The organism is Hyphobacterium lacteum (genome assembly GCF_036330345.1).
GTDB classification, from domain to species: Bacteria; Pseudomonadota; Alphaproteobacteria; order Caulobacterales; family Maricaulaceae; genus Hyphobacterium; species Hyphobacterium lacteum.
This window is the reverse complement of the sequence record NZ_JAZDRP010000005.1, coordinates 104,178-130,137: the sequence shown is the minus strand read 5'-3', so window position 1 is coordinate 130,137 and position 25,960 is coordinate 104,178. Positions and strand designations below refer to the sequence as shown.

The following is a 25,960-nucleotide window of genomic DNA, read 5'->3' as shown; positions in this document are numbered from 1 at the left end:
ACAGCCATGCAGCAACGCAATATCGGACCTATTTGGGTCCGGACGAAAACGGATTGCGGCTACCGGCCTGCAGACAGGAATTGAGCGCCGGGATGGCCCTGGAGGAATTCGTCAGCTCGAACTGGAAATCCGCCTGCTGGGCATTCACATAAAGAATATTTCCGTAGATCAGGGCATTCTCCAGCGAGGAATTCGGCACCCAGTCATAATCGATCGCCAGGGTCTGATCGCCTGACGCATGGGCCGTGACCGACTGGTTGAACCGGTTATCGATGCGGATGGTCAACGAATATCGCTCCCCTTCCTGCAGCTGCCAGGCCTCGTTCTGCAAGGCGATCCGGAAGGTCGAGGATGAACGGACGAAAGCCAGCGAAATTCCGCTGCGATAGGGAATCGACGCCGAGCAGACATAGGTGCCGTCACTATTATTGGCGCCACGGAGCTCCCATCCATTGATATCGACAGGCCCATAGCTCTGAATGGCCGCAGCCATAAGAATAGCAACTGAATTCATGGTCTCTCCCCGTGTTTCCCCACCGGAGGATAGATCAGGGCGCCGCAAGTTTTAAAGGCCCTTTTTTGAAAACCGGGCAAAAAAAACGAGCACCGGAAAGCTGCGGCAGCGACGGTGCGGTGCGCAATCCTGCCTGTTGGCGTCTCGCAGTGCAGAGTGTTTGACGGAGAGATTCTGATTGGCATAGTGAACGGCGTTCACCACCTTGGGAGAGGGCGGAATGGCTGAGAGCGAAGTGGATGTCCTGATCGTCGGGGCCGGTGTCTCCGGCATCGGCATGGCGCACCATCTTCTGGAGCGTTGTCCTGGCAAAACCTATCGCATCCTCGAGGCCCGCGAACAGATCGGCGGGACGTGGGATCTGTTCCGCTATCCCGGCATCCGCTCTGACAGCGACATGTACACGTTTGGCTATGCCTTCAAACCCTGGGTGGATGGCAAGGTCTTCGCGGACGGACCGTCAATCAGGAATTATGTGACAGAAACCGCCCGCGACGACGGCATGTTCGACCATCTCCGCTTCGGACGAAAAGCGGTAGCGGCCAGCTGGAATTCGGAAACCGCGCGCTGGACGGTGAAGGCCAAAGGGCCGGAAGGCGTGGAGGAGCATGTTGCCCGCTTCCTCTTCCTTGCGTCCGGCTATTACCGTTACGATCAGGGCTATCTGCCTGAATTCGAAGGCGTCGAAAACTTCAAGGGCGATTTCATTCACCCGCAGAAATGGGACGAGAATTACGATTACTCCGGCAAGAAGATCGTGATCATCGGTTCCGGAGCGACGGCCGTCACCCTTCTGCCGTCCATGGCGGACAAGGCGGAACACGTGACCATGCTGCAGCGGTCTCCGACCTATATCGCTGCCCGGCCAACCGTGGATCGCACCGCCAATTTCCTGCGCAAGGTCCTGCCGGCCAAGATGGCCTATGCCATCACCCGCTATAAGAACATCCTGCAGACCATCTTCATTTTCCAGATGGCGCAGCGCTTTCCGGACATGGTCAAAAAAGCCGTCCTGAAGCAGGCGCAGGAAGCGCTGGGACCGGATGTTGATGTCAACAAGCACTTCTCTCCGGCCTACAAGCCTTGGGATCAACGCTTCTGTGCCGCGCCGGATGGCGATTTCTTTACGCCGATCCGCGAGGGCAAGGCCTCGGTCGTTACCGACCATATCGATCACTTCACCGGGACCGGCATCCAGTTGAAATCCGGTGAGCATCTGGAGGCTGACCTGATCATCCCGGCGACGGGCCTGAATCTGCAGTTGATGGGCGGCATCATTCTCAATGTCGATGGCGAGCTGGTCGACCCGCCGGATCATGTCGTCTATCGCGGCATGATGGTCAGCGACATTCCGAACATGGCCATGGCGTTTGGCTACACGAATGCGTCCTGGACGCTGAAGATTGATCTGACCTGCGAACGCGTTTGCCGGACGCTGAAGCATCTCGACAGGACCGGCACCGATTACGCGGTACCCGTCCCGGATCCGGACATGCCGCGCGAGCCCTTGCGCCTGCTTGATTCCGGCTATTTCCAACGAGCCCGCCACACCCTCCCCGCGCAGGGGCCGAAAGCGCCCTGGCAGGTTCACATGAACTATTTCGCCGACATGATGGCGATCCGCTTTGGCAGGATTGATGACGGCGCCATGCAGTTCCGGCACGCCGGTCCGGTCAGCAAGGAAACGCCGGTGCGCGAGGCCGCGGAATGAGCCGCCTCGACTTTGCCGGTAAGACCGCGATCGTCACTGGTGCTGCCAGTGGCATTGGCGCGGCTCTGGCCAGGAATCTCGCCCAACGGGGCTGCAATCTGGTCCTCGCCGACGTCAATGCCGAGGGTCTTGAAGCGGTGGCGGCAGAGCTGCGCTCGAATGATCGCCGGGTTACGACGCACGTCGTCGATGTCAGCGACGAGGCCGCCATCAATGCCTTTGCCGATGAGGTCCGCAAGACGCATGGCGAAGCGCATCTGCTCTTCAACAATGCCGGGGTCGCGCTGGGCGGGTCGTTCGATCAGGTTACGGCGGAACAATTCGACCGCGTCATCAATATTAATCTGCAAGGCGTTATCCGTATGACCCGGGCCTTCCTTCCGCTCATTCGCGAGACGGGCGAGGGTCACATCACCAATATTTCCTCGATCTATGGCGTCATCGCACCGGCCGGACAAACCGCCTATTCAGCCGCCAAATTCGGCGTCCGTGGCTTTACCATGGCGTTGCGGCATGAATTGGCGGACACGCCGATCGGCGTCACCACGGTTCACCCGGGCGGCATTGCCACGAATATTGCCAAGAAGGCCGAGCGGGGTGCCGGTGTCAGCGACGAGGAATATGAGCAGGGACAGAAAATCGCCGACCAGGCCTTGATCATGCCGCCGCCAAAAGCGGCAGACATCATCCTGCGGGGGGTCGAACGCCGCAAGCCGCGCGTCTTTGTCGGCCGCGACGCCCATACCATCATGTGGATGGAGCGGATCCTGCCGACCCGCTACTGGAACATCATCCGGAAACGCCTCGACGCTGCCGCGACCTAGACAGTCTTTGCAGCGTCCAGAGCCTGTTCGAGATCGGCGATCAGATCGCCGGCATCCTCGATCCCGCAGGACAGGCGTACCAACCCGTCATCAATGCCCAAAGCGGCCCGCTTGTCGGCATCGACCGAGGCATGGGTCATGATCGCCGGGTGTTCCACCAGCGATTCCACGCCGCCCAGGCTCTCGGCCAGAGAGAAGAGTTTCAACGTTTCAAGGAAACGCCGGGAGGCCGGCAAGCCGCCTTTCAGCGTCATTGTGATCATGCCGCCGAAACCCCGCATCTGCTTGGCCGCAATCCTGTGCTGGGGATGGCTGTCGAGACCGGGATAGATCACGCGTTCGATGCCGTCCTGACCGGTCAGCCAGTCAGCGATCTTGCCGGCATTCTCGCAATGGCGTTCCATCCGCACGTGCAGCGTCTTGGTCGAGCGCAGAAGCAGGAAACAATCCATCGGGGCCGGGACCGCGCCCACCGCGTTCTGGACATAGTGCAGCTTCTCTGCGAGCTCGCTGCTGGACGTCAGCAGAATGCCGCCAACCAGATCGGAATGGCCGCCCAGATATTTGGTGCACGAGTGCGAGACGATATCCGCGCCCAGTGCCAGCGGATTCTGGAGATAGGGAGAGGCAAACGTGTTGTCGGCCACGCAGAGCGCGCCGTGATCGTGGGCAATCTGCGCGACAGCCTCGATATCGATCACTTTCAGCGTCGGATTGGTCGGCGTTTCCAGCCAGACCAGCTTCGTCTGGTCCGTCATGGCTGCGCGCGTGGCATCGAGATCGGTCATGTCGACACGTGAGAACTGGATTCCCAGCTGCGCGAAGACATTGTTGAACATGCGGAACGTGCCGCCATAGACATCATCGCACAGCAACACATGATCGCCGGATTTCAGCAGATGGATGCAGGCCGCCAGCGACGCCACGCCGGAAGAAAAGGCGATGCCGTGCTTGCCGCCTTCCAGGCTGGCGACATTGGCTTCCAGCGCCGTCCGGGTCGGATTGGCCGAACGCGAATAGTCATAATTCTCGATGAACTCGCCCGGGCTGGTCTGCACATAGGTCGAGGTCTGATAGATCGGCGTCATGATGGCGCCGGTCGTCGGATCCGGGGACTGCCCGGCATGAATGCACCGGGTTGCAAATTGCTGGTTCTCGCCGCTCATCTCTTCAGTCCTTTCTAGGCACCAATCCGGGCATTGTATTCTTTGGCCGTAACCACGCCGACCACGGCGTCATGGGTCATCACCAGACCGGCGTCACCGCGCTTGAGAATATGTGGCATTTCCTCGATCCGGGCCTCGGTATAGAGAATGCCGCCAATCGAAAGCCGCTTTCCGTCGCGTGTTGCGATCGACGTGAAGTCATCACCCTCTTTCAGTGGCAGATAGTCCAGCTTGCCTTCGTCCATCAGCTTCTGGATTTCGCTATCCGGTGCGCTGGCATCGCCAACCAGCGAGGAGCGCCGGGTGACCAGATCCTGGACCTGGCCCAGCAGCTTGTGATCGGTGAAGAAGCCCTTTTCCTCCATCCATTTGTCGGAAAGATACTTTGAAATGTACCGCGTGCCGCTGTCGCAAAGCGTCACCAAAATGGTCTTGTCCGGGCCGATCTTCTTGGCGACCTCAATGGCCGCTGCGACGATGGAGCCGGAAGAACCGCCACAGAACAGCCCCTCTTCGCGCACGAGGGCCCGCCCGACATGGAAGCTTTCCCAATCGTCAATCTGGACCATGTCGTCGACGACCGAGAAATCCATGGCCCGGCATTCAATGTCTTCGCCAATCCCCTCGACGGAATAGACATAGGCGGCTGGCAGGCGGCCCGTTTTGAACAGGTTGTAGTGCACCGAGCCCAGCGGATCGACGCCGATAATCTTCACGTCCGGCGCATGCTCCTTCAGATAGCGGCCGACGCCGGAAACGGTTCCGCCCGTGCCGGTCCCGCCCATGAACACATCGAACTTGCCGCCATCGGTCTGTTCGAAAATTTCGCGGCCCGTATTGTGATAATGGCCCTCGATATTCCACTGGGAGTGATACTGGTCGACATAGAAAGCGCCCGGCGTTTCCTCGGCAATGCGCTTGGCCGTGTTGACATAGTGATCGGGGCTGTCGCCGGGCACATCGGTCGGGGTGATCACCACTTCGGCGCCATAGGCGCGCATCATGTCGATCTTTTCCTGACTCATCTTGTCGGGCAGCGTGAAGACGCAGCGATAACCTTTTACGGCTGCGGCCATCGCTAGGGACTGTCCGGTATTGCCTGACGTGTTCTCGACGATCGTACCGCCGGGCTTCAGCAGGCCGGCGGCCTCGGCTTGCTCGATGATATAGGGACCCATCCGGTCCTTGATCGAGCCGGTCGGGTTCATGAATTCGCACTTTGCCAGAATGGTCGCCGCACCGTCCGGCACGACCTTGTTCAGCTTGACCAGCGGCGTATTGCCAATGGCGGCGATTATATTCGGATAAAACGTCATGAGGACTCCGCGAGAAGGGGCGGTCAGGATGGAACCCGTCCTATTTTGAAGCCCGCGGAAAGTCCATCTCTGCATCAGTCCGCTCGCGTTCCGGGATTGCAGAGAGGCATTGAGCGGCTAAGGTCAGGCCGAACGATCCCGGGGAGGGTGACATGGCCGGAAATGGCACGGATCACGACATTTCGGAGGGCCGGTTCAAGGCCTATTGGCGGGAGAATTTGACCCTGATGGCCATTTTGTTGGCGATCTGGGCGCTGGTTTCCTTTGGGGCCGGCATCCTTTTCCGCGACCTGCTCGATAATGTCTCCATTGGCGGCGCCCCGTTGGGGTTCTGGTTCGCCCAGCAGGGGTCCATCTATGTCTTCGTCATCCTGATTTTCGTCTATTCCGCCCTGATGCACCGCATCGAGCGGAAGTACGACATAGATGACGATCAGGGTTGAGGAGAAGCGAAATGGAGATTCTCGGCCTCGAACCGACGCTTTTCTGGACCAGCCTGTTCGTGATTTCCACTTTCGGCCTCTACATAGGCATTGCGATCTGGGCGCGGGCGGCCTCGACCAATGATTTCTATGTTGCAGGCCATGATGTCCCCCCCGTCTTCAACGGTATGGCGACAGCCGCTGACTGGATGAGCGCCGCCTCCTTCCTGTCCATGGCGGGGATCATCGCCTTTTCCGGCTATGACGGGTCGGTCTATCTGATGGGCTGGACAGGTGGCTACGTTCTGCTGGCGCTTCTGTTGGCACCGTATCTGCGCAAGTTCGGCAAGTTCACCGTGCCGGACTTTGTCGGCGACCGATACTATTCACAGGCCGCCCGGATCGTGGCGGTGATCTGTGCCCTGTTTATTTCCTTTACCTACATTGCCGGACAGATGCGCGGTGTCGGCATCGCCTTCTCGAACTTCCTCCATGTGCCGATCGAGGCGGGCGTGATTATCGGCGCTGTCATCGTGCTCTTCTATGCGGCGCTGGGGGGAATGAAGGGGATTACCTATACGCAGGTCGCCCAGTATTGTGTGCTGATCTTTGCCTTCATGGTCCCGGCGATTTTCCTGTCGCTCCAGATCACCGGGACACCGATCCCGCAGCTCGGCTTCATAGGGAATGCACAGGATGGAACACCGCTCCTTTTGAATCTTGACCGGACGCTGACGGATCTCGGCTTCACCGCCTACACACAAGGCGTGAAAGACAGTATCGACGTCTTCGCCATCACGCTGGCGCTGATGGTGGGGACGGCCGGACTGCCGCACGTCATCATCCGCTTCTTCACCGTTCCCAAGGCCTCCGATGCCCGCAAGTCAGCCGGATGGGCGCTGGTTTTCATTGCCATTCTTTACACAACCGCTCCCGCCGTTGCGGTTTTTGCGCGGGCCAATTTCATCGACACGGTCAATGAAAGTGCATGGTCCGAAGAGGCCGCCGCCGGCACGATTGACCGGGGCTCTCTTGGCGAGGGTGATACACCGGAATGGTTCTATAACTGGCGCGATGTGGGTCTTCTGGATGCTGAAGACCGGAATGGGGACGGGCGCATCCAGTACCGCGCAGATCCGGAAACCAATGAGGTCACCCGGCTTGATCGCGATATCTTCGTGCTCGCCAATCCGGAAATTGGTGGTCTGCCCTCCTGGGTGATTGGCCTTGTCGTGGCCGGTGGCCTGGCGGCTGCGCTTTCCACGGCGGCCGGCCTGCTGATGGTGATTTCATCTGCTGTGTCCCACGATCTCTGCCGCAAGGTTCTCTTCCAGGGAATGAGTGATACCCAGGAATTGCTGACAGCAAGGATCGGCGCGGTCGCTGCCGTGCTGGTGGCCATCTATGCCGGGATCAACCCGCCCGGTTTTGTCGCGGCCGTTGTGGCCTTTGCCTTCGGGCTGGCAGCGGCCAGCTTCTTCCCGGCGATTCTGCTGGGCATTTTCTGGACCCGCATGAACAAGCAGGGCGCCATTGCCGGCATGACGACCGGCCTGGTTGTTACCGCCGCCTATATTGTGCATTTCAAGATCGGGTTTTCCTCTGTCGTGCTGGGCGCCTGCGCGCTGCTGGCCGCGATCGCCCTCCTGGTCCTGCACTTCGGGACGCATCAAAAAGGCAAGCTACCCCTGATGCTGGTTTTGTCGGCGATCACCGGGCTGATCGGCATATCAGGCCTTGCCGGACTTCTGCCAGACGTGGCGATCGGAGTGGACGATCAATGGTTCCTTGGAATCTCACCGGAAGGTTTCGGGACGGTCGGAATGTTGGTGGCCTTTGCCGTGTCGGTCGCGGTTGCCATGTTGACCCCGGCTCCGCCACCAGAAATACGCGACATGGTCGAGGAAATCCGGATCCCGTCCGCCCGCGCCCATGTCGAGCATGGCAGGGCTGCAGCCGAATAGGCATTCCGCACATTCCCGGCTTGATGCCCGGCGGGTCTTGGCCTTCACTGCGGCCAGACCCGTCTGCGGGCATCGAGGGAGGATGACATGCCGGATGAAAGCCATTTTGCGACTGCACCGGAGCTTGTCCCTGTTCCGGATGATTATGCGCCCTATTCCCGGACCAGCCTGAAGCAGTATCAGGAGCGCTATCGCCGATCGATCGAGGAGCCGGACGCCTTCTGGACAGAAGAATTGCGCCGCCTCGACTGGATCAAGACACCGACCGAGATTTCCAACGTCAACTGGGATCCGGACAATCTCTCCATCGAATGGTTTGCCGATGGCGTACTCAATGTTTCGTATAATTGTATCGACAGGCACCTCGATCAGCGCGGGAACGATGTCGCGCTGATCTGGGAAGGGGATAATCCCGGCCTCCACTCCGCCATTACCTATCGTCAGCTTCACAATCATGTCTGCCGTATGGCGAACGAGTTGAAGAAAATCGGCGTGACAAAGGGCGATCGCGTCACCCTCTACATGCCGATGATCCCGGAAGCGCTCTATGCCATGCTGGCCTGTACCCGCATTGGCGCGGTGCATTCCGTCGTTTTTGGCGGTTTTTCACCGGATTCCCTGGCGGGCCGGATCAAGGATTGTGAATCCGAGTTCGTGATAACCGCTGATCAGGGCGTTCGCGGAAACAAGCCGATTCCGCTGAAGGAGAATGTCGACAGGGCGATCGAGATCGCCGGCGGCGTGAAGGCGGTGCTTTGTGTCCGTCATACCGGCGCAGACATTGGCTGGGTCGAGGGACGGGATTTCTGGCATCACGAACTGACCCTTCAGGTCGATGCCAACTGCCCGCCGGAACCGATGAATGCCGAGGATCCGCTCTTTATCCTCTACACATCGGGCTCGACCGGAAAACCGAAAGGCGTTCTGCACACGACGGGTGGTTATCTGCTTTGGGCGGCGATGACATTTGACACCGTCTTCGAGGTTGAGCGCGGCGAGGTGTTCTGGTGCACGGCTGATATAGGCTGGGTAACCGGCCACACCTATCTGACCTATGGCCCGCTGGCGAATGGCGTCACGACGCTTGTCTTCGAAGGCATCCCGACTTATCCGAAAGCCGACCGGTTCTGGGAAGTCTGCGACAAGCACAAGGTCAATGTGCTTTACACGGCACCGACCGCGCTGCGGGCGCTCATGCGCGAAGGTGATGCGCTGGTCGAGGCGCATGACCTTTCCAGCCTGCGCCTCCTCGGCTCCGTCGGCGAGCCGATCAATCCTGAGGCCTGGGCCTGGTATCACCGCGTTGTGGGCAAGGGAAAATGTCCGATCGTCGACACCTGGTGGCAGACCGAAACGGGCGGTTGCATGATCACGCCTCTGCCGGGTGCCCACGATTTGAAGCCCGGCGCGGCGTCAAAGCCGATGTACGGCATCGAGCCAGCCCTCGTAGACGGCGAAGGCCATTTCATCGAGGGTGAGGGCGAGCTGACCGGAAATCTGGTAATCAAGCGCTCCTGGCCAGGTCAGATGCGCACCGTCTATGGCGACCACAAGCGCTTTGCCGAGACCTATTTCTCGACCTATCGGGGGCTCTACTTCACCGGCGACGGGGCCCGCCGGGATGCCGATCATTACTGGTGGATCACCGGCCGGGTGGATGATGTGCTCAACGTTTCGGGCCATCGCCTGGGCACGGCCGAGATTGAAAGCGCGCTGGTCGAACACGTCGATGTCGCAGAGGCCGCCGTGGTTGGCTACCCCCACGATATCAAGGGGCAGGGTGTTTATTGCTATGTCACGCTGAATGCAGGCGTCGAGCCGACGGCGGAAATGGAAGCTGAACTCAAGGCCCATGTCCGCAAGGAGATCGGACCGGTGGCCACCCCGGACGTGATCCAGTTTGCGCCGGCTCTGCCAAAGACGCGGTCAGGCAAGATCATGCGCCGGATCCTGCGCAAGATTGCAGAGAATCAGTTGGATGCGCTGGGGGACACCTCCACCCTGGCCGAGCCGGGCGTGGTCGACGACCTTGTCGCCAACCGCCCGCAGGGCTGAGCCGGTTAGCGGGCGCCCAGCTCCGCATCGACAGCGTCATGCGTCTCCTCGACCGAGGTTTTCGGGCCGGGCGAGATCAGGCTGACGAGAACGATTGTGGTGAAGCAGGCAATGAAGCCGGGGACAATCTCGTAAAGCGTTCCGGACAGCTGGAAGACATAGATCCACAACAGGACGGTGACGGAGCCGGCAATCATGCCGGCCAGCGCGCCCCAGCGCGTCATTTTCTTCCAGTAGAGGCTCAGCAGAACCACCGGACCGAAAGCCGCGCCGAAGCCGGCCCAGGCATTTGAGACCAGGGTGAGCACATTACTGTCCGGGTTCCAGGCCAGCGCGATGGCCACCATCGCAACGGCCAGGACACAGATTCGGCCCACCATGACGAGCTCTTTCTGACCGGCCTTGCGGCGCAGGAATATCTTGTAGAAATCCTCGGTCAGCGAGCTGGAGGAGACCAGAAGCTGGGAAGAGATGGTCGACATGATCGCGGCCAGAATGGCCGCCAGAAGGAAACCGCCAATATACGGATTGAACAGAAGGTCCGAGGCGAGAACGATGAAAATCGTCTCCGGATCATCCAGCGGAATGCCGCGCTGGGTCACGAAGGCCAGCCCGATCAGACCGGTCGACAGGGCACCGATCAGCGTCACCAGCATCCAGCTCATGCCGATATTCCGTGCGGCGCCGACATCCTTGACCGAGCGGATCGCCATGAAGCGCACAATGATGTGGGGCTGGCCGAAATAACCCAGACCCCAGGACATGGCGGAAATGATCCCGATCAGTGTCATTCCGGAGAACAGGTTCAACAAATCCGGATTGACGCCCGAAAGCGTGGCGGAGACCCCGTCAAATCCTCCCGCGCCGGTCAATGCCACGAAAGGCACCATGATGAGGGCAATGAACATGATCACGCCCTGCACGAAATCGGTCATCGAGACCGCCATGAACCCGCCCAACAGCGTGTAGAGCACAACCACACCGGCCGTGCCGAACAGGCCGACATAGTAGGACAAGCCGAAGGCGCTCTCGAACAGCTTGCCGCCCGCAACCACTCCGGATGACGTATATAGCGTGAAGAACACCACGATGACGATCGAGGAAACGACCCGCAGCAGGCGTGAATGGTCCTCGAAGCGTTTCTCGAAGAAATCGGGAATGGTGATCGCGTCGTTGGCGCGTTCGGTGTAGACGCGCAGCTTCGGTGCCACGAGCAGATAGTTGGCGAAGGCCCCGATCAGAAGGCCCAGCGCGATCCAGCTGGCCGACAGTCCCGAGACATACATGGCGCCCGGCAGACCCAGCAGCATCCAGCCCGACATGTCCGATGCCCCTGCCGACAGGGAGGTGACCGCAGGGCCCAGTTTTCGTCCGCCCAGCAGATAGCCGGAACTGTCGCTGGTCGATTCCCGGAATCCGTAAAGACCAATGCCGACCATCAGAACAAAATAGGCCGCAAGCGATACGCCGGTACCAAATTCCATAATGTCTATCCGCTGTATGGCTCGTCTGACGCAATCAGCGCGAAATGCGATACGGGCCCGGCAAGCGCCAAACCGGTCAGACCTCGATGAGTGCGCGTTGTGGAACATTTAGGGCGCGGCACGTCAAGGCAAGGACTGGGATTGGCAGCCAGCCGGACTATCTGATGGTCGACTCCTGAAAACAGATGTTCAATCTTCGGTCGCGAGAAGGCGCTGGATCACCCTCAGGTGCTCGAGCTCCTGTTCCGCAAGCCCGATCATGCCGCGGGTGCGCCCCAGATTGCTGATCAGCCGGTTTCGCAGCGTTGCGTTTTCACGGATCGGCTGGAGTTGGCAGTCCACCCGGTTGGCACTCAACCAACTGCTTTCAGTAGGACCCGGTTCAATAAAGCGGGGCATTTCTTCGGCAAACGTATCGACGACATTGCTCAGATCCGCCGCGATGAAAGCCCGCCTGGAATTGCCGATACTGTTCTCGTTGCGGTATTCGAGAAGCGCGCGCCGGAGCCGGGTATCCGGGAGAATGGAAAGCCGCCCCGTGGCGATGATTTCATCGAGCGTGACGAGCCGGACATCATTCCAGATGACGATATGCGAGCCCCAGATGGCTTCGCATTCCTGTTCACTGAGGCCCCGCTCGGGATCGTTGGACTGGATCGTAAGAATGGCGTCATGCAGCTCTGATACTGCTTCCGTCCGGTAGGCGATCCAGGATTCGATTTCATCGACCGCAGCGGACACCTCGATCTCCAGCTGCTCCTGAAGCCGGGTGGCCTCGGCATCCTGCTGCCGGGCTTCCGACCACGTCGCCAGCTGGAAGGCGAGGTACACACCGAGAACGACGATCGCGAATTCCAGCGCCACAGCGAGCCAGTTCTGCGTCCGGAGGGCTTGGCTGAGGCGGGAAAGGATCATGATGCAATCCCGTGTGATGCTGCATAGGCTTCCAGCAGTTCGAGCGTCTGCTGCGCCCGTTCCCGGGTTCCGACATGCCAGGCATAATAGAAACGCTGGAATTCCCGCAGCTCCTCGGCCGCATCGTAGAATTCGGGGTCGGCGAGCATGGTGTCGAAATCAAAGCTTTCCACGCGGCGCCAGTCGGATGTCGGATGCGGCGAAGGATCCCAGCGGAAATGCCGGTTGTAGGCAACGACATAGAGAGTCTGCATCAGCCGGATATGCAGGAAGGTGTCGTCGGAATCCTCGAGCCGCTCGTGATATCCCATGACCGCAGCGCGCACCGCCTCGTCGTCTATCAGGCCCAGCTGCCCGTTGGAGACAATCTCCCGGAATGTCGCCGATGCCTGGAGTGCCGAAGCATGCTGGTATGCGAAGGTCAGGCCATCGACGAAGAGCGTTTCCTGGTCTTCGGCAATCTCGCCCGCATTCAGCGCCGCCAGAACGGCATCCATGCTTCGCAAATTCCGGGCATGGTATTCAACCTGGAAATCGCCACTCTCTGCGAGGGACCGGAAGTCGCCGATCAGGCGCTGGACGATCTGCGCTTCCTGCCGCGCCAGCGCACGATCGGCCTGCCAGCCGCTGATCTGGAAGCCGATGACGACACCCGCAATGACAATCACGAACTCGATGAAGACGGCATAATAATTCTGTTCACGAACGGCGCGGGCCAGATTGGCGAGGATCATTCAATGGCCTCCCGGACAGCTTCCAGGGTAATTTCGCTGGTAAGAACGCCGTTCTCGATCGTTCCCAGGCGGCTCTCGAGTATCGCCAGGTGAAACCGCAGCGAGCGCTGGATCTCGCTCATGGCAAGCAAACGCTCGGCCTCCTGCTGCATCAGATCGACCGGCAAATCGAGATCGCAGGACTCCGGCAGGCGCAGGAAGACATAGTTGAATTCGTCTGTGACATAGGAGTCGTTGCAGCGCGCCCGGATTTCGAGCTGCACGCGCTCATCCATGTCACTTCGGATACGTTCCCGGTAATCGCTGGGGTCCCTCAATGTCAAAGACCGGGCGCCGGTTCGCTCGTAATGATTGGTCAGCAGGGCTCGCAGGTCCTCATCATCGATGAAGGCAATACGGCCCGTCGCGACCAGTTCGTCATAAGTGCCGGTCCGGGCAGTCACATTCCATTGCTGGCTGGCCTGGTAGAGATCGATCAACAGCGCCTCACCGGGAGCATCCGGTGGGTTGCGATAGGCTTCCAGAGCGCGCAGCGCATGCGCGCGCGTACTGGAATAATAGTCCAATGTGTGCTGCCAGTTAGCACGTTCCATCTCGAGATCGCTGGCCAGTCTGTCGAGCGAATCCAGTGCCAGTGCGCGATTGGCCCGATTGGCACTCCAGGCCGAAATCTGGAAGGCCAGCAGCACGCCGACGACCACAATCACGAATTCAAGGAAAACTGCGTAATAGTTCTGCTCGCGGATCGCCTTGGCCAGATTGGCGAGGATCATTGCGTGGCCTCCTCGAGCGCGGCGAGAATGGCGTCGATTTCCTCCAGCGACTGCAGGGATTCATAATAACCATCGCGATTGATATCGGCCATTTCCCAGACCACGCCGCGCAGCTCAAGATCGTCGCAATGCGCGGGCACATCGATGAAGGCGATGGTGTTGGCGGCTGCCGGGACGTCGATTTCATCGTCGCCGACCGCATCAATATCATCCTCGACCATGGAGAAGGCAAAGCGCGGCCAGAGCATGCGGGCCGTTGCCAGCTGGTCCATCCGGCCAGCGCCTTCTATGATCGTCGCTCGCTCCAGTGTTGCGAAAAAAGTCGCGATGGCATCCTGCAAATCGGCATTCGCCAGCGAGGAAAAGGCTCCGGCTGCCCGCATCTCGTCGAAGGCGGCGCGATAGATGGGCGGCGCCTGGGTCCGTTGATACCGGGCCAGCGCATAGCGGATATCGCCCTGTGTCGTATCCAGAGGCTCGCAAGTCTCGAGCGCGCGGAGCAGGTCGATCCAGCCATCATAGGTTCGCTCGTAATCCGGCAGGGTCGCTTCGTGTGCCTCCCGCATGGCGGTCAGATCCCGCACAAGGCGTTCGATCAGCTGACTGTCGCGGGCTTCGCGCTGCCGGTCGGAATTCCAGGCTGTGAACTGGAAACCGATGACAACACCCAGGATAACAATCAGGAGCTCGATTGCGACCGCGAGCCAGTTCTGCGTTTTCAGGGCTTGGGCAATCCGGGAAAGGATCAAGGCGCGGCCTCCAGTAATTCCCCGGCAAAGGCCTCTATAACCGGAATATGATAGCGCAGGGTCGCCAGCTTGGTTTCGAGATCTGCAAGCTGCCGGGACAAATCGGTCACCAGCTCGGGATAGGCGGCCATTGATTCATCCATCTCCATGAGCTGCTCTGGCGAAAACGTCAGATCGCAGGTCTCGGGCAATGTAATGAAGACGCGGCTGCGGTCATCAAACGCCCAGATATCCCCGCATTCGCTGCGAACGGCGGCTTGCAAACGATGCGGCATAAAGCGGCGGATATTGTTCCGGTAGGCCGTCTGTTCGCTAATGGTCAGAGCCGAGTTGTCGAGATTCAGATAGATATTGGCGAGCTCGCGGCGGATATTCACATCGGGAATGGCGTTGGCAATGCCTGCGTTGAGAAGTTCGTCATAGGTCGACCTCTGCGGGGAGTAATCCCATGTCTGACTCGCCTGGTACAGGTCGATGATGAGCTGGGAATCTGTGGGCTCACCTGCCAGAAGCGCGTTCATGGCGCCTTCGCCATACTGTTGTGCCTGCTCGAGATAGGCAATTCGCGCGGTACGCGATGCCGCTTCGGTCAACAAATCCTCGGCCAGCCTCTGATAGAATATGGTGGTTTGTGTCGAGCTGCTGCGCGCCTCGCTCCAGGCTGTTATCTGAAAGCCGATCACCACACCGGCAATGACGATGATGAATTCCAGGAAGACGGCGAGCCAGTTCTGGTTTCTCAGGGCGCGGGCAAGTCGAGCCAGGATCATGGTCTATCCTTCGGGCGGCGGGCCGATAAAAATCAGTATGCCCAGATAAAGGAGGGTCAGACCCAGCCCGACGGCCGTCGCCGTCTTGATCTTTCGCTCGCTGATAAAGTCGTAGGACGGCAGGGCCAATAAAAGGGCCAGCCACATGGGCAACACCGCAAACGGATTGAGACCGAACACATAGCCGACGCGCGCCAGCGCCGGGAACATCAGCGACAGGCAGGCCAGCATCATGAACCGCTTGTGCAGGGCGCCGGTTGTTCGAAAGGTCAGCGCCAGACTGAAATAGACCGCAAAGAAAACGGCATTGACCGAATTGCCGTAAAAGATCTGCGGAGCGCCCGTGCGCTGCATGTTCTCGTACGAAACCCAGACCCCGACAGGTAGCATCAGGACGACGAGCAGAATACTCATCCTGCCGAGCGTCTGGTGAAGCGCTGCCCGGCCGGACCCGATCAGCCATGTCTGGACAACAATCAGGGCGAACCAGCTGCCCAGCAGCAGCGCATGGGCATGAAGGATTGGCCGCAAGGGCGGCAGATGATCCGAATTGACGACGGCATGGAGCGGAAAGAAGACGAGAACGATCAGGAAGAGCGTCAGGCTGTAATAGAAGAAGAATCGTTCTCCGCAGCGCACCCGGTCCAATATCGCCTCCCCGAAATCCCCGTCAGACACTGCGCGTTAGCCGATCAAACTGTCAATGCTTTCCGGGGTCAGGGGGCGTTTCAGCTTCGGTTTGGAGCTGAAAGCGGCACGGACAGCTATTCGCACTCCTCGAAAGCGGCTTCGGTGCCATTGTCCAGCGCTCCCGCTGGCCGGCCCCGTGCGAGTCTTACGCCGAAGGGTTCGGCATGGACGTTGTTCTGCAGGGGAGCCGCGGCTTGACTTAAAATACAAAAATTTGTATTTGAGACCCATGAATACAGGCACGGAAACTTCGAACGATTATGTCTGCCAGATCGGCCGGCCCTTTCTGGCGCGCCGGATTGCCCAGCTTCACGATGTGCTGGCCGAGCAGGGTCAGGAAATGCTGGACGCGGCAGGGATCGACTTCGATGCCCGGCTGGGTTCGGTCTTTTACCTGATTGCCAACAGATCCGGATTGAGCGTTGCCGCTTTGGCTGATGAGCTCGGCCTTTCACACCAGCTCGCCACCTATCGGGTCAAGAAGCTGGTCAAGGCGGGCCTTGTCTCCCAGGTGCGGGATCCGGAGGACCGGACAAGATCGGTTCTGCAGCCGACAGCTCACGCTGAACCTGTCGTGAAAAAGGTCCAGTCGGTCATGCGCCAGCTTGATCAGGTTTATGCCGGACTGTTCGAGGAGTTGGGAATCGACCTGCTGGCTCTCGCCACTCGCACGCGCCAGGCTTTGACAGAAAACTCCCTGCTGGAGCGCTCCAGACATGTCTGACACGAGGCCGAGGCTCTCGGCCCTCATCGATCTTGTCCTCGTCCTCGGGACCGCCGTGATCGTCAAGGAATTGATGATGTCCGTCGCATGGAAGTATGCCGGGCCGGTGTCCCTTCTGTGCGCGACTTTACTGGCGACATGGCTCCTCCGGCGCAGGGGCAAGCGATGGGCGGATTATGGGCTGAGGCTCCGCCGGGGCTGGAAAAGCGGCCTTTTACTGTTGCCGCAGACGGTGCTGATGCTGACCGTGATGGTTGGCGTTTCCCTGGCCTACCAGACCTGGCTTGCCCCCTTCCTTCCGGTCGCGCCCGGCGCTGAAGACCGTTTTGCGGATATCGCCAACTCTCCGGCTTTCCTGATGTTATGGATCGGCATCGCCATCATTCATGGCGGGTTTTTCGAAGAGATGATCTACCGGGGCTTTACCATTCTGAAGCTGACTGAATGGCTGGGCGGCCGGGACGGATGGCGCATGCCATTGGCGATCGTGTTGCAGGCCGCCATTTTCGGCGCGCGGCACATGTATTATCAGGGTCTTGGCGGCGCCTTGGCCACCGGTATCATGGGCGCCGGCTTTGGCCTGATGTTCTGGATGTTCCGGCGCAACCTCTGGCCATTGATCATCGCCCATGCTTCGACCGGCACGCTGTCCATGACAATGCGATATCTGGACTCCATCGACGTGATTGAGCCCGGCTAGTCTGTAACCGAATGAATGTGTGCCGGAAAATGGTGCCGCTTGCGTGACTCGAACACGCGACCTACGCATTACGAATGCGTTGCTCTACCAGCTGAGCTAAAGCGGCGCCGGGTAGGAAGGCGGCGGAACCTAACCGCAAGTCGCCCGATCTGCAATATACCAAATGCGCCCTGATCAGGCTGCTTTCGCGCCGGTAATTTCGAGCCGTCGCGCCTTCGCAATTTCGGTGGTTATGAAGGCCTTCAGGCTTTGCGAACTGGCCGAAGCCGGTGAAGCTTCACCGGCAATATCGTGAGGCAGGAGCGGGCTCGGCGTCTGCGAGATATCGATGAAAGCCATGGCCCAGGCCGGAAAGCTCCGCGCTTCGCACTCCTCCGCCGAAACAATCACCGTATTCCTGTGACGGCCGTCCCGGGCGATACGGGAGGATATCTCGTTCACACTCTGCCGATCGCCTTCCAGCAACTGGATGAAATGGTGTTCGTCAAACAGCAGGGCGCCGGTGATCTGACTTTTTGCATTATGCCGGCGACAGGACCCGAGAATGGATGCAAGCCCGGCCCGGAAATCCTGTTTGAAAGCCTCTGACGGCTGGCTGGTGTAGATCAGCTGGAAAACCCGCATATTCCACTCCCGGAAGACGACGCCTGGAGATTGGCGCCGGGCGGGTTTATCCGGAATTCCCCAATCGATTATTAAACCCTTGTTTAGTTGGGGTTTTTGTTCGCCTCATACATCTTGCGAATGGTCTCCGCTGCCGGGGCGGCCAGCTTGTCGAAGGAGGGCGACAGGGCTTCCAGTTCCGGGCTGGCAGCGGCGGCGTCATTGACCACGACAATGTCAGCCTCGGCTTTGCCGGGTTCTGTGTGCGCCAGATGCATGGGGCGAACCGTCCGGAGATACTGGGTGACAACGGAATCGAGATTCCGCCCGCGCTCATGCACATCTCGCAACAGGCGCCGCGCCAGACGGATATCAGCCGGTGCATCAACATAAATCGACAGGTCATAAAGATCGCGGAGCGCCGGGTCGGCCAGAACATGAATGCCTTCGACAATGATGACGTCGCCAGGCTTTACGGTCCGGGTCTGCCCGAGGCGCCGATGGGTAATGAAGTCATAGAGCGGGGCTTCAATCGCCTTGCCGGCCTTCAACTGCTTGAGATGTTCTCCCAGCAGATCATGATCATGCGCTGCAACATCGTCGAAATTGAAACGCGCCGGATCAAATCCGGGTTCATCGGCATGGTCGCCATAATATTCGTCTTCGCCGATCAGGCGGACATCCAGTGGATCCAGCAGCCGCCGCAAAGCATCAGCATAGGTCGTCTTGCCAGAGGCCGACCCGCCGGTGATCGCAACAATGACAGGCTTCATGCGTCATCCTCTTCAACGCCCGGATCATCAGGCGGCCGCGGCGCTGCGGCATATTCGGGCGCAGCCCCTGCCTTGCGGGCCGGCTTGGGCGCTTCCAGGAGAGCGTTCTCCGGCACCGCTCCTGCGGCAATCTCGAAGCGCTCATAGCGCGGATGAGTCAGCCGGCCTTCATCACCATAGGCATAGACCATGCGCTTCCAGTCGTCTGGGGAATAGGCAAAGGCGCGGCCTTCGCCATCAATATCCGACCAGTCGGCTTCGCCCGGCGCATGCGAGGCGCGGGTCATCCATCGGCGGGCCGCCGGATCGTCATCTTCCTGCCGCGCCATCCGGGCGGCCAGGGCACACAGACGCGCCGAAGGCGTGCCCAGACCGAGGACAGGTTCCAATACGGATTTCGCGGCTTCGGTCTGTCCCTCATCCAGCGCCGCTTCGGCCAGCACCAGCTTGGATTCGCGGTGTTCCGGTCGCGACGCGGCCAGCTCGCGCAGCCGCTCGGCCCGTTTGGCTTTCGTATCGGACTTGCGCAACTCGCCCAATGCGCGGGCCAGTGCGGGGTGCGGCTGGCTCGACCAGGCCGTCTTGATCATGTCTTCGGCCCGTTTGTGCTTGCGGGCGGGCGCCAGAAGCCGTGCCGCCAGCACGACAGCGGGTGGAAAGCCGGGCGATGCCGTGACCGCCTTCTCGGCAAGGGCGCGGGCCATGTCCGAATCCGAGTTCTCGCATTCCAGCGCCTGCGCCGTCAGCACCACGGCGCGCCGGCGGCGCGCCCGGTCCTGCGGGATTTTCTTGCGCCGCTCGCCTTCCAGAAGCGTTTCCGCCGCCGCAGCCCAGTCACCTTGCGCAATTTGCGCGTCGAACAACGCATCAAACGCCCAGCTGGCCGATTTGGAGGCGTCGAAGGCCGCCTTCGCATAATTCGCCGCCTCTGCATGCGCGCCCCGATCATGGGCAATCTGGGCCAGACCGCGCTGTGCCACCAGCCGGGATTTCGGGTCTTCCAGCATGGCCTCATAATGAGCCTCTGCGCCCGGCAGATTGCCGGCGGCTTCGGCCGCTCGCGCCGCCAGAAGGCGCGACAGGGCCGGACGGTCCAGCAGCGCATCGGCGCGGGCGGCCTGGCGTACGGCCAGCTCGCCTTCGCCCGCGGCGGCCGCGATCAGCGCGTTCTCCAGCGCATCAAAGCCTTTTTCCTTGCGGCGGCGCAGCTGGAATTTCCGGAAGGTATCCGGTGCCGTCCACAAGCCCAGAACCAGACGCCAGATTACCAGCAGGCCGAACGTCGCAATCAGGAAAAGCCCCATTGCCAGAGCAAAGGGCATGCGGCCGGACAGGCCGAGGAAGTCGAAACTGACAGAGCCGGGGTTCAGTGTCAGGAAAACCGTGATGGCACAGGCCAGGATGATTGTGAGGACAACCAGGATCAGACGGATCATGTCGGGTCACCTCCCTCATTGGCGGCGGCCTCGACCAGGGCGCTCCGCAGACCGGAAAGGGCCTCATCTACGGCCAATCGTGCCTGCGCCTGGACCAGCCATGGCTGGGCGGCGGTCAGCGCCTCTCCCTCCAGCTCGGTTGCAAGGCTCACAGCACCTGCGAGATCGCCCTCATTCAGCCGCTCGTCAATCAGCATGACCCGGGCCAGCGGGCTGGATTCACTGCCGGCCGAGGGACGCAATTCGATCAGCCCGAAAAAGACGCGGCGCGTCCCGATGGTGGCCTCAATGCTTTCCCGGGGAAAGCTGTTGGCCAAATGATTGGAATCGGCCACGCCGGAGCGGGCATAGGCTGCCAGCGTTTCCAGCTCGGACCGGCCGCTCCAAGAGCGGGTCAGTGCTGCGCGCTCGGCTTCGAATGGTTGTGAGGTTCGTGCGATTTCCGTCAGGGCCAGCAGACCCAGAGTGCGTGCCGCGAGCCGCTGGGCCCGAGTTGCGGCGGTGCTGCCGGGTTGGCTGGCATTTGCGCTCTGGGATTCCAGGGCATCCAGTCTGGCTTCAATAGAAGACAAATCCGTGGCGGGCGCTTCCGCAGTTTCCAGCACTGTCAACCGTTCCTCGAGCGCGGCCGGATCGAAAGCCTCCGGCGCCGCAGCGGTCTCCAGCGCGGCAATGCGGGCCTCAAGCGGTGTCAGATCAATACCGGATGACTGAGCGGGCGTGGCTTCAAGAATATCCAGCCTTTCCTGCAGCGCGCTCACGGCAGCCGGGTCCATGCCGCCGGGCAACTCACCAATCTGGTCAAGCGCCTGGTTGGCCAGAGCCTCGATCTCGCCAACCCGGCTTTCCAGGGCGATGACCCGCACCGGAATTGTTGGATCGCCAGCCGTCGGCTCGGCGGCTTCCAGCGCCTCAAGACGGGCTTCAATGTCCGACAGGTCAGGTGCAGGCGTTTCGGCGGCCTCAAGGCGGCTGACTCTCTGCTCAAGTCCGGAAGGATCGAACATGGCCGGTTCCGGCGCCGCTTCCAGCGCAGCGATCCGGGACTCAACGCCGGAAAGATCGACGGCATCGGTGTTTGTGCGATCAAGCATCCAGGCGATTGAGCCGCCTATCCCGCCACCGATGACCGCCGCAATCAGGAAGGTCAGGACATGGCCGCCCACCCCGGCTTTTCGGCGGGGCGCGGCCTCGGCAGGGCCGTCATCGGCTGGCTCGAATTCGGCATCAACCGGTTCTGGTTCGTTTGAATCCGTCATGATCCTTCAGCTCGTGGCTGATTCGCCTTAACGAAACCATGCCGCCGCGGCGCTGCCTAGGGGGCAAATCCGATGCGGTTCAGCATGTCGGTCTCATCAGGCGTTTCGGCGACCTTAACGGCTGCCCAGTCGGAACGGACGAGACCTTCTGCCGCTTTCTCGCTGATGGCCACGGCAATGACAGTATTGAGATAGTCCGACAGGTCCGCCTCCTCGGTCAGCGCCGTAAAGGCAATGGCGGCCCGCCTCGAGTGGAAGAGCGCAACCGCCAGCTCCCTCCGGCGGATGACGCGCGCCGCAGATAAAGGCAGTTTGTTCTCGGCGACGGCTTCATAGACGATCGCCTCATCCACCTCGAAGCCACGAGCTTGCAGCGCACCGGCCAGATCTCCGCTGGTATGTTGTCCTCGCAAATAAAGCAGCCGGTGTCGGCCCGGGACGAGCCGGGCTTCGCAAAGATCAAGCAGATCACCAACATCTCCGCCCGCCGACCGGACCCTGCTGAAGCCTGCCGCTTCAGCCTCTGCAGCTGTAGAATCGCCCACGCAGAAGGCCGGCAGGTCGGTTTCGCTGCGGTCTGCCAGCCAGGCCCGGACGGCATTGGGGCTGGTAAACAGCAGGGCATGGGTCTTTTCGAGTGATTGCACCACATCCTCGATGAAGCGGATACGCAGCAAGGGAGCAATGACGGGTTCGGCGCCCCGCCGCTTCAATCGCTCTGCGGTCTGGCTGGCGCCAGGCTCGGATCGGGTGATCAGCACTTTCATCGTTGTGGCTTGTTGCCTCCGGGTAGAAAGGCGGAGTATCGGGTTCCTGATGGAGTTAGACGTGACATCCTCGCCAAGGCAAGACGCTGCTGTGACCGTGCTCGGGCTGGAGTCCAGCTGCGACGAGACCGCCGCCGCCATTATCCGCCTTGATCCCGAAGGACATGTCGAGGTGCTGGCCGACCGTGTCCGGGGCCAGACCGCAGCCCACGCCCCTTATGGCGGCGTTGTCCCGGAGATTGCTGCGCGGGCCCATGCCGAGGTGATGGATGTGCTGGTGGCAGAAACCCTCGGCGACGCGGGGATCACACTGGCCGATGTCGACGCGATCGCCGCGACATCGGGACCGGGCCTGGTTGGCGGTGTGATGGCTGCGCTGATGACCGCCAAAGGCCTGGCGCTGGGCGCCGGCAAGCCCCTGATCGCGGTCAACCACCTGGAAGGACACGCGCTGTCGCCGCGCCTCGTCGAACCCCTAGCCTTTCCTTATCTCCTGCTTCTGGTGTCCGGCGGGCATACCCAGTTGCTGATTGCGGAAGGGGTCGGGCGCTATCACCGGCTGGGCTCAACGCTCGACGATGCGGCCGGCGAGGCCTTTGACAAGACCGCCAAGGTCATGGGGCTCGGCTTTCCCGGAGGCCCGGCCCTCGAGAAGGCGGCCGTATCGGGTAATCCCGCCCGCTTCGAATTGCCAATACCGCTGAATAACAGGCCGGGGTTTGAGTTTTCCTTCGCGGGACTGAAGACGGCGGCGCGCCAGATCTGGGAAAAAATCGAGTCGCCGTCATCTGCTGACATTTTCGATCTGGCAGCCGCCATGCAAGACAAAATTGCGGTGACACTCTCCAATCGAGCGTCTAACGCTATGAAATATTTCATAGAGACATATCCTGACGCATTAACTCCAGTTCTGGTGGTGGCAGGCGGCGTGGCGGCGAATAAAGCGGTGCGGGCCGCGCTTGAGGATGCCGCGAAAGCCGCCGGTTTCCGCCTGCTGGCGCCGCCGATGAAATGGTGTACCGACAATGCGGCCATGATTGCTCTGGCCGGAGCCGAGCATTTCCGGCAGGGCGAGCAGGACGCGCTGGATGTCCCGGCACGGGCGCGCTGGCCTTTGGATGCGGCTTCCGCCAAGCTGGACCCGGTGATCGGTTCGGGCCGGAAAGGACCCAAGGCATGAGCGAATATCAACAGATCGGCGTGATCGGCGCGGGTGCCTGGGGAACAGCGCTGGCACAAACAGCCGCTGTTGCCGGGCGTGATGTCACACTTTGGGCCCACGAAGCCGAAGTGGCCGAAAGCATTAATTCGGGCCACGTCAACGCGCTCTATCTTCCGGATGCCCCGCTCAGCGACCGGATTACGGCTACAGCTGATTTGTCCGACCTTTCCGCTTGCAAGGCAGTACTGGCTGTTGCGCCGGCCCAGCATTTGCGGGGCGTTCTGCGCAGTTTCGCGCCCTATGCCAGCGAGGCCTTGCCGATTTTGCTCTGCGCCAAGGGAATTGAACAATCGACCCTGAAACTCATGACCGAGGTGCTGGATGAGGAAATTCCCTCAGCGATTCCGGCGGTATTGTCCGGGCCCAGCTTTGCCATTGATGTTGCCAAGGGCTTGCCGACGGCCGTGACGCTGGCAACCCGCTATAAATCCCTCGGCCATGCCCTGATGGAGGCCATCGGCACGCCGCGCTTCCGCCCCTACTGGTCCGGCGATCTGATCGGCGCGGAAGTCGGCGGTGCGGTCAAGAATGTACTGGCGATTGCCTGTGGCATTGTCGAAGGCCGCCAATTGGGCAAATCCGCCCATGCCGCAACCATCGCCCGTGGCTTTGCCGAGATGACACGCCTTGCTGTGGCACTCGGCGCCGAGCGCGACACGCTGGCGGGTCTTTGTGGTCTGGGGGATCTGGTGCTGACCTGTTCCTCATCCCAATCGCGCAACATGTCCTGCGGCATGGCATTGGGCCGGGGAGAAAGCCTCGAGGATGTATTGTCGGGCCGCCGTGCCGTGACCGAGGGCGTGGCGACGGCACCGGCCATTGTCGAACTGGCCGGCAAGGTCGGTGCTGACATGCCGATCTGCGAGGCGATGAATGCCATTCTCGCCGGCCAGCTGAGCGTCGATGATGCGATGGATCGGCTGCTCTCCCGGCCATTTACGGCGGAAGGTGACTGATTTGACCTTCCTCGTTCGTGCCCTCGACAAGCCCGGCCACCTCGATATTCGCAAAACCAACCGCGAATCCCATCTGACCTTTCTGGATACGGCCGGCGACCGTTTGAAGCTGGCAGGGCCTTTGCTCTCTGAACAGGGCGAGATGATTGGCAGTCTTCTGGTCGTGGATTTCGATACTCTTGAGGCCGTTCACGACTGGCTGGCAGACGATCCCTATACGAAGGCCGGCCTGTTCCGCGAGGTCAATGTTACCGGCTTCAGGCCGGTCATCGCCCGTTTCGGAGAGGTATGATGGAGCGGCCGCCGACTGGCACGCTTCTGGGCCGCATTACCGACCTGCCCGATCCGGGTGGCCGCGAAGCGGACTGGGAAGGCGAGGCCCCGCTTTTTCTCGTTCGCAAGGGCGATGAAATACGGTGTTATGTGAATATCTGCCCGCACGCCGGCCGCGCTCTGTCACTGCCGGACGGGCGGGTCTTCCTGACCAGGGACGAGGACATTATCTGCCCCATACATGGGGCGACCTTTGACGTGCTGACGGGAAGCTGTACGGGCGGCCCTGCGGGCGATCCGCTGACCGCCGTCGCCATCCGGATAGACGGTGACGAAATTCGCGTGGCCTAGTCGTTCGACTGGAAGAACCGGGTCGCTTCGGAGATCAGGGCGTCCCGGGCTGCCAGGGTAATGATTTCACCTTTTTCCGGCGTGGCCTGCGAAGGGTCCGACCCGATCCGGCCGTCCGGGAAGGTCGCCCGGTAGTCGGCAGCATCGGCAAAATTGCCTTCCGGCGCGACCTTGGGGCTCATGTCCACCGACTTCACCGAGTCCGGATAGCCATAATAGGTCACCGCAACCTCCGAGGCGGTGGCATGCGATCCATCGGCAATCGGGAAAACCTCGCGGCAGACCTGAGCCATGCCCGGAAGCTCCCACCAGTTCCGGCTGGCCAGCCGGTAGGGGCAGGGTTCGCCAGACAGCGACCAGTCCGAATAACTCTCGGCAATGGCCGCCTGGATGGTCGGCACATTTCCGCCATGGCCGTTGAGGAAATAGATCCGGTCAAATCCGTGCCGCACCAGACTGTCGATCCAGTCCAGCAGCGCGGCCAGCATGGTCGATGGCCGCAGCGTGATCGTCCCGGTAAAGGCCAGATGATGCTGGGCAATACCGACATTGAATGTCGGTGCGACCAGCAGGTCCGATGCCTTGCTGGCTTCGTGGGCAATGATTTCCGGACACAGCGCATCGGTTCCAAGCAGCCCGTTCGGGCCATGCTGTTCTGTCGACCCGATCGGGATGATGATCCCGCGGGAATTCTCCAGATAGGCTTCGACTTCCTGCCAGGTCGATTGATGAAGCAACATGTTCGGGCCCTCCGCTCTCGGCTTCAATATCTGATCGGCCTGTTGGTCCAAGTCAAAGCCGGTCCGCAT

27 protein-coding genes and 1 tRNA gene are annotated in these 25,960 nt (G+C 60.7%); 11 read left to right on the top strand and 17 right to left on the bottom strand.

Going from position 1 to position 25,960, the window contains the following annotated elements:
• Positions 1–28: 28 nt before the first annotated feature.
• On the bottom strand, positions 29–514 hold the full coding sequence (locus V0U79_RS09520; RefSeq protein WP_330199268.1) for a hypothetical protein: 486 nt from the start codon (positions 512–514) through the stop codon (positions 29–31).
• Between the two features lie 220 nt (positions 515–734).
• Between V0U79_RS09520 and V0U79_RS09515 the strand changes: the two genes are divergently transcribed.
• Entirely contained in the window at positions 735–2,225 is a 1,491-nt protein-coding gene (locus tag V0U79_RS09515; RefSeq protein ID WP_330199267.1) for a flavin-containing monooxygenase, read from the top strand.
• Complete coding sequence (locus V0U79_RS09510; protein WP_330199266.1) at positions 2,222–3,049, top strand: SDR family NAD(P)-dependent oxidoreductase; 828 nt, start codon at positions 2,222–2,224, stop codon at positions 3,047–3,049. The genes V0U79_RS09515 and V0U79_RS09510 overlap by 4 nt, the downstream gene beginning before the upstream one ends.
• On the opposite strand, the gene V0U79_RS09505 is transcribed toward V0U79_RS09510, so the two are convergent.
• Complete coding sequence (locus V0U79_RS09505) at positions 3,046–4,215, bottom strand: cystathionine gamma-synthase (protein WP_330199265.1); 1,170 nt, start codon at positions 4,213–4,215, stop codon at positions 3,046–3,048. The genes V0U79_RS09510 and V0U79_RS09505 overlap by 4 nt on opposite strands.
• Before the next feature lie 14 nt (positions 4,216–4,229).
• On the bottom strand, positions 4,230–5,531 hold the full coding sequence (locus tag V0U79_RS09500) for a PLP-dependent cysteine synthase family protein (RefSeq protein ID WP_330199264.1): 1,302 nt from the start codon (positions 5,529–5,531) through the stop codon (positions 4,230–4,232).
• 152 nt (positions 5,532–5,683) lie between these two features.
• Between V0U79_RS09500 and V0U79_RS09495 the strand changes: the two genes are divergently transcribed.
• The 3 genes from V0U79_RS09495 (at position 5,684) to acs (ending at position 9,972) form a co-directional block, all read left to right on the top strand.
• Complete coding sequence (locus tag V0U79_RS09495; protein ID WP_330199263.1) at positions 5,684–5,974, top strand: DUF4212 domain-containing protein; 291 nt, start codon at positions 5,684–5,686, stop codon at positions 5,972–5,974.
• 11 nt (positions 5,975–5,985) lie between these two features.
• Positions 5,986–7,917, top strand: a complete 1,932-nt coding sequence (locus tag V0U79_RS09490) for a sodium:solute symporter family protein (protein WP_330199262.1) — start codon at positions 5,986–5,988, stop codon at positions 7,915–7,917.
• An 87-nt stretch (positions 7,918–8,004) separates the two neighbouring features.
• A complete protein-coding gene (acs, locus tag V0U79_RS09485; RefSeq protein WP_330199261.1) occupies positions 8,005–9,972 on the top strand; it encodes an acetate--CoA ligase in 1,968 nt (655 codons plus the stop codon).
• A gap of 5 nt (positions 9,973–9,977) precedes the next feature.
• On the opposite strand, the gene putP is transcribed toward acs, so the two are convergent.
• From putP to V0U79_RS09450, 7 genes are all read right to left on the bottom strand, one after another.
• Positions 9,978–11,456, bottom strand: a complete 1,479-nt coding sequence (gene putP, locus V0U79_RS09480) for a sodium/proline symporter PutP (protein WP_330199260.1) — start codon at positions 11,454–11,456, stop codon at positions 9,978–9,980.
• Positions 11,457–11,645: 189 nt separating this feature from the next.
• Positions 11,646–12,371 carry a hypothetical protein gene (locus V0U79_RS09475; protein ID WP_330199259.1) on the bottom strand — a complete coding sequence of 242 codons (726 nt, stop codon included), beginning with the start codon at positions 12,369–12,371 and terminating at the stop codon, positions 11,646–11,648.
• Complete coding sequence (locus V0U79_RS09470) at positions 12,368–13,105, bottom strand: hypothetical protein (protein WP_330199258.1); 738 nt, start codon at positions 13,103–13,105, stop codon at positions 12,368–12,370. The genes V0U79_RS09475 and V0U79_RS09470 overlap by 4 nt, the downstream gene beginning before the upstream one ends.
• The gene (locus V0U79_RS09465; protein WP_330199257.1) at positions 13,102–13,878 is read right to left on the bottom strand and encodes a DUF6090 family protein; all 777 of its coding nucleotides are present in this window, start codon (positions 13,876–13,878) and stop codon (positions 13,102–13,104) included. Before V0U79_RS09465 ends, V0U79_RS09470 begins: the two co-directional genes overlap by 4 nt.
• Entirely contained in the window at positions 13,875–14,627 is a 753-nt protein-coding gene (locus V0U79_RS09460; protein WP_330199256.1) for a hypothetical protein, read from the bottom strand. Before V0U79_RS09460 ends, V0U79_RS09465 begins: the two co-directional genes overlap by 4 nt.
• On the bottom strand, positions 14,624–15,397 hold the full coding sequence (locus V0U79_RS09455) for a hypothetical protein (RefSeq protein ID WP_330199255.1): 774 nt from the start codon (positions 15,395–15,397) through the stop codon (positions 14,624–14,626). The genes V0U79_RS09460 and V0U79_RS09455 overlap by 4 nt, the downstream gene beginning before the upstream one ends.
• 3 nt (positions 15,398–15,400) lie before the next feature.
• Positions 15,401–16,045: a hypothetical protein gene (locus V0U79_RS09450; protein WP_330199254.1), complete on the bottom strand. Its 645-nt coding sequence runs from the start codon at positions 16,043–16,045 to the stop codon at positions 15,401–15,403.
• Between the two features lie 271 nt (positions 16,046–16,316).
• Here V0U79_RS09450 and V0U79_RS09445 point away from each other — a divergent pair, with 271 nt between their 5' ends.
• The gene (locus V0U79_RS09445; protein WP_330199253.1) at positions 16,317–16,811 is read left to right on the top strand and encodes a MarR family winged helix-turn-helix transcriptional regulator; all 495 of its coding nucleotides are present in this window, start codon (positions 16,317–16,319) and stop codon (positions 16,809–16,811) included.
• Positions 16,804–17,511, top strand: a complete 708-nt coding sequence (locus V0U79_RS09440; protein ID WP_330199252.1) for a CPBP family intramembrane glutamic endopeptidase — start codon at positions 16,804–16,806, stop codon at positions 17,509–17,511. Before V0U79_RS09445 ends, V0U79_RS09440 begins: the two co-directional genes overlap by 8 nt.
• Before the next feature lie 30 nt (positions 17,512–17,541).
• Here the strand turns inward: V0U79_RS09440 and V0U79_RS09435 are convergent.
• From V0U79_RS09435 to V0U79_RS09410, 6 genes are all read right to left on the bottom strand, one after another.
• Positions 17,542–17,617, bottom strand: a tRNA-Thr gene (locus V0U79_RS09435).
• A 68-nt stretch (positions 17,618–17,685) separates the two neighbouring features.
• Positions 17,686–18,135, bottom strand: coding sequence for a BLUF domain-containing protein (locus tag V0U79_RS09430; RefSeq protein WP_330199251.1), 450 nt, complete (start codon positions 18,133–18,135; stop codon positions 17,686–17,688).
• Between the two features lie 83 nt (positions 18,136–18,218).
• Positions 18,219–18,887 carry a uridine kinase gene (gene udk / locus V0U79_RS09425; protein WP_330199250.1) on the bottom strand — a complete coding sequence of 223 codons (669 nt, stop codon included), beginning with the start codon at positions 18,885–18,887 and terminating at the stop codon, positions 18,219–18,221.
• Entirely contained in the window at positions 18,884–20,323 is a 1,440-nt protein-coding gene (locus tag V0U79_RS09420) for a heme biosynthesis protein HemY (RefSeq protein ID WP_330199249.1), read from the bottom strand. The genes udk and V0U79_RS09420 overlap by 4 nt, the downstream gene beginning before the upstream one ends.
• Positions 20,320–21,582 (bottom strand): COG4223 family protein, encoded by a 1,263-nt coding sequence (locus V0U79_RS09415; RefSeq protein ID WP_330199248.1) that lies wholly within the window; start codon positions 21,580–21,582, stop codon positions 20,320–20,322. The genes V0U79_RS09420 and V0U79_RS09415 overlap by 4 nt, the downstream gene beginning before the upstream one ends.
• Before the next feature lie 56 nt (positions 21,583–21,638).
• Positions 21,639–22,349 carry a uroporphyrinogen-III synthase gene (locus tag V0U79_RS09410; RefSeq protein ID WP_330199247.1) on the bottom strand — a complete coding sequence of 237 codons (711 nt, stop codon included), beginning with the start codon at positions 22,347–22,349 and terminating at the stop codon, positions 21,639–21,641.
• Positions 22,350–22,440: 91 nt separating this feature from the next.
• On the opposite strand from V0U79_RS09410, the gene tsaD reads away from it, so the two are divergent.
• From tsaD to V0U79_RS09390, 4 genes are read left to right on the top strand one after another with little or no spacing between them, the layout of a single operon-like run.
• The gene (tsaD, locus tag V0U79_RS09405; protein WP_373696466.1) at positions 22,441–23,529 is read left to right on the top strand and encodes a tRNA (adenosine(37)-N6)-threonylcarbamoyltransferase complex transferase subunit TsaD; all 1,089 of its coding nucleotides are present in this window, start codon (positions 22,441–22,443) and stop codon (positions 23,527–23,529) included.
• Positions 23,526–24,527 carry an NAD(P)H-dependent glycerol-3-phosphate dehydrogenase gene (locus V0U79_RS09400; RefSeq protein ID WP_330199245.1) on the top strand — a complete coding sequence of 334 codons (1,002 nt, stop codon included), beginning with the start codon at positions 23,526–23,528 and terminating at the stop codon, positions 24,525–24,527. The genes tsaD and V0U79_RS09400 overlap by 4 nt, the downstream gene beginning before the upstream one ends.
• A 1-nt stretch (position 24,528) precedes the next feature.
• Positions 24,529–24,819, top strand: coding sequence for a YciI family protein (locus V0U79_RS09395; RefSeq protein WP_330199244.1), 291 nt, complete (start codon positions 24,529–24,531; stop codon positions 24,817–24,819).
• Positions 24,819–25,151: a Rieske (2Fe-2S) protein gene (locus tag V0U79_RS09390; RefSeq protein WP_330199243.1), complete on the top strand. Its 333-nt coding sequence runs from the start codon at positions 24,819–24,821 to the stop codon at positions 25,149–25,151. The genes V0U79_RS09395 and V0U79_RS09390 overlap by 1 nt, the downstream gene beginning before the upstream one ends.
• Here the strand turns inward: V0U79_RS09390 and V0U79_RS09385 are convergent.
• Entirely contained in the window at positions 25,148–25,891 is a 744-nt protein-coding gene (locus tag V0U79_RS09385) for a creatininase family protein (protein ID WP_330199242.1), read from the bottom strand. The genes V0U79_RS09390 and V0U79_RS09385 overlap by 4 nt on opposite strands.
• Positions 25,892–25,960 lie beyond the last annotated feature (69 nt).